This window comes from Candidatus Thermoplasmatota archaeon (assembly GCA_029907305.1).
GTDB lineage: Archaea > Thermoplasmatota > E2 > DHVEG-1 > DHVEG-1 > JARYMC01.
Map to the genome: position 1 here is coordinate 1 of JARYMC010000115.1, position 3,063 is coordinate 3,063.

2 protein-coding genes are annotated in these 3,063 nt (G+C 36.1%); both read left to right on the forward strand.

Translation table 11 applies throughout. From position 1 onward, the window contains the following. Window positions 1-1,483, forward strand: a 1,483-nt coding sequence (locus tag QHH19_07080; GenBank protein MDH7518083.1) for a hypothetical protein, incomplete at its 5' end; no start/stop codon positions are given. Between the two features lie 189 nt (window positions 1,484-1,672). After that, window positions 1,673-2,803: a hypothetical protein gene (locus QHH19_07085; protein MDH7518084.1), complete on the forward strand. Its 1,131-nt coding sequence runs from the start codon at window positions 1,673-1,675 to the stop codon at window positions 2,801-2,803. Window positions 2,804-3,063: the final 260 nt, after the last annotated feature.

Here is a 3,063-nt window from a genome sequence, read left to right on the forward strand (position 1 = left end):
TGCTAAAATGGCTACCGCTGGGACTATTAATGGTGGTTCATATAATAAAGGAGCGAATGACCCTGGTGGTGTTTTAGGTTTTTATCTAAAACCACGATATACACCAAATTATGTCATCGATTTTGAATATCAGTGGAATAGCGCTGTTTCAGGTGATGAAAATGAGCAGCTTTGTATGTATATAACAAGTCATACTGGTAGTGAAACTCTTAATGTGAAATATTATAATGGTGGTAGTTGGGCTAGTCTTGGGAGTATTACTGGTACTGGTTGGGTGAATCTTACTGCTACAGGTCTAACAAGTTCCACGTATACGATACAATTGATTGGTACCACAGAAACAGATGACACTAGTCAGGATAGTTGGAGCATCGACTGCATGTTTTTATTTACAAACTGGTCTATCTGGTTGGATACATCAAACCCAGATACAACATATCCTTGGAGTTGGAACTTTAATTTTCCAAATGGAACTGGTTACTATGAGTTTTATAGTATTGGTAAAAAAGCTGGCTATTCTGATGAAACACCCCCAACTTTTGCTGATGCAAGATGCCGCTACAATCCGCCTCCAATCATAAACAGTTATGATCTAAGGAATGACACCGGCTCAAAACTAAACAATATTGCAGGACTCCTTGATGTAAACAAAGAATATACTTTTACAGTCAACATTACTTACAAAAATAGTTGGGCTGCCATACAATACATCAACATCACAGCTTGGTACGACCATGGTGACGATAATAGTACCTATAACCAGACGTTAGGTGGTAACCTAAACATGTTTCTACAATACGCAAATACAAGTGGAACTGCACAATTCAATATGCTGTGGCCGAAAAACGAAGCACAACTAGTTGTTTCAAAATGTAAAGAAACAGTTATCAATCTTACAACAAGAATTATCAACATAAGTTTCAAACCACTAAGCCAAGTTAGATGGGCAAGCAGTAATAATACATGGAATGAAACACCTAACACATTTAACGACCCATATTCATGGAATTTCAACATAACAGTTACAGATAGTAATGATTTAAAAGCATCAAAAAATGATGAATATGGAGTTTACAAATTCAGTTCTATTCAGCCTGAACAAAATTGGGTGGATGTCATTGCCTCACCAGGGTTCAGTGGCACATCAAATGTTGTTACTATAACATATTCATCAAACTACAACTATAATATAAGCATATACTTCGAAGAAAACCTCACCCACGTATCATCAGGTGATACCATCTCTATCGCAAATAATGTTTATATACTGGCAAATGCAGATCCTAACGATGATATAACCGAGGATACACTTTTTATGGGTGTTGGAGAAAAATATGCTGTTGACATATACAATGATTCTGGTATTTTTAATGAAAATGGTGTGAGTCAAACTGTTAATGTGCAGTTTGAAGTCTACATACCTTTTGGTACACTCTCAGGTAAATATACTGCACGTGTAAACTCTAATATAAAGCATGATTAAAAAAAAATCCCAATTTATTGGTTGATGGAACAAAAAAATTTGTGTTTTTTTCTAAAGTTTTTGAGTTTTTAAGATAAAAAAATTTTACCTGCATATACGGGTGAATATATCTGTTGTTATGCAGGTTCTAACGATACGTTTATATAAGAGCATTCATATTCTTTTTTCTAGCTAGGAGTGGGATGAAAAATGGGAAAGCAGAAAGTATTTCCGACGTTAGTAATAACTATGCTGGTCATATCGATTTTTACCAGTATCTTTTTTGTTGGACCTATCTCAATTAGGGTTAGTGCCAACCCTGGTGACCAAAGTGAAAGCTGGTATAATGAAACAACCTTAAATGTAACTGTAAAACATAAAGAACCAAGAATCAACTGGTATGATTTACAAAACGCGACTGGTGTGTCAATGTTAAATAAACAATTGGATGTAGATCAGAATTATTATTTCAAAGTTAACATTAGCAGTGATCAAGGATGGGCTGACATCGAGTATATATGGATAACTGCTTGGGCTGATTTAGGTACTGATCCAGGTTCGTATAATGGTACAGCTGGTGGAAACATCAACCTTAATATAACATATGATAATAGTAGTGAAACAGCTTCCGCGCGTCTGGTATGGCCAACTAATGGTAGCGAGGCAACATTTATTGGTTGGTCAGAGGTAAATGTAACAGGTAGCGACCCGTACGGGATACCTGGAGAAACCGAGACCTATAACCTAACATTTATATGGAAACCAAGTTATCAATTCAGATATGCACCAGACCCAACTAATGATACTGCTGGTTTTAACGACCTGTGGTCTTGGAACTTCAACATAACTGTTTTAGATGATGATGGTTATTACTCCTATAACAATCCTACGGTTGGGGAGACAATCAACGAGTTCGGGGTTTATAGTTATACAGAGATAGTTAGTGCAGGCTGGCCAACCATCGTTGGTGCCCCAGGTGATAATGTTAGCGTTAACGATCCTGGCGGTGGTGGTAATATAACACTTGTTACTCGCTCCAACGGTAATTACTCACTTTCTGTAGATGTCGATAATCTGACACATACAATTATTTCTGGAGAAAAAATAATTAGAAATAATGTGTGGGTCCGTGGCGGTGATAAAGACGTTTTTGAAAACTTCACTACCCCATCTAGTGTTGTCTACCTTTATGGCTCTGCTGTAGCCTATCACGCTGCAGAGGACAATGATTATGAGTTATCAACAGATGATGTCGAATATAAATGTTTCATTCCTCTTGGTACAAAATCTGGTAAATATACTGGTATAATCCATTACTACTTGAAGACACAAACCGCATAAATAATAGTTAAAAAAACATAAAAAACCGACTATGGTTGCGACTAAATTTCCTGTGTGGTCTAAAACCCATTTAAATTAAAAGACCTACATATGAAAAGTCGCCCTCCTTTTTCTCTCTATTAGAATCGATCTTGTTTTTTATAATGCCAAAATTATGATTTTTACAATTTGACTTTTTTTCTATGCTGTGTTGCATAATTCAATAGTAAATAGTTTTTCATCTATGCTCAATTTCTCATATTCTTACACGGTAGCCCATG

Coding starts and splice junctions, on each gene's coding strand:
- QHH19_07085 (MDH7518084.1), top strand. CDS start 1,673: ATGGGAAAGCAGAAAGTATTTCCGACGTTAGTAATAACTATGCTGGTC.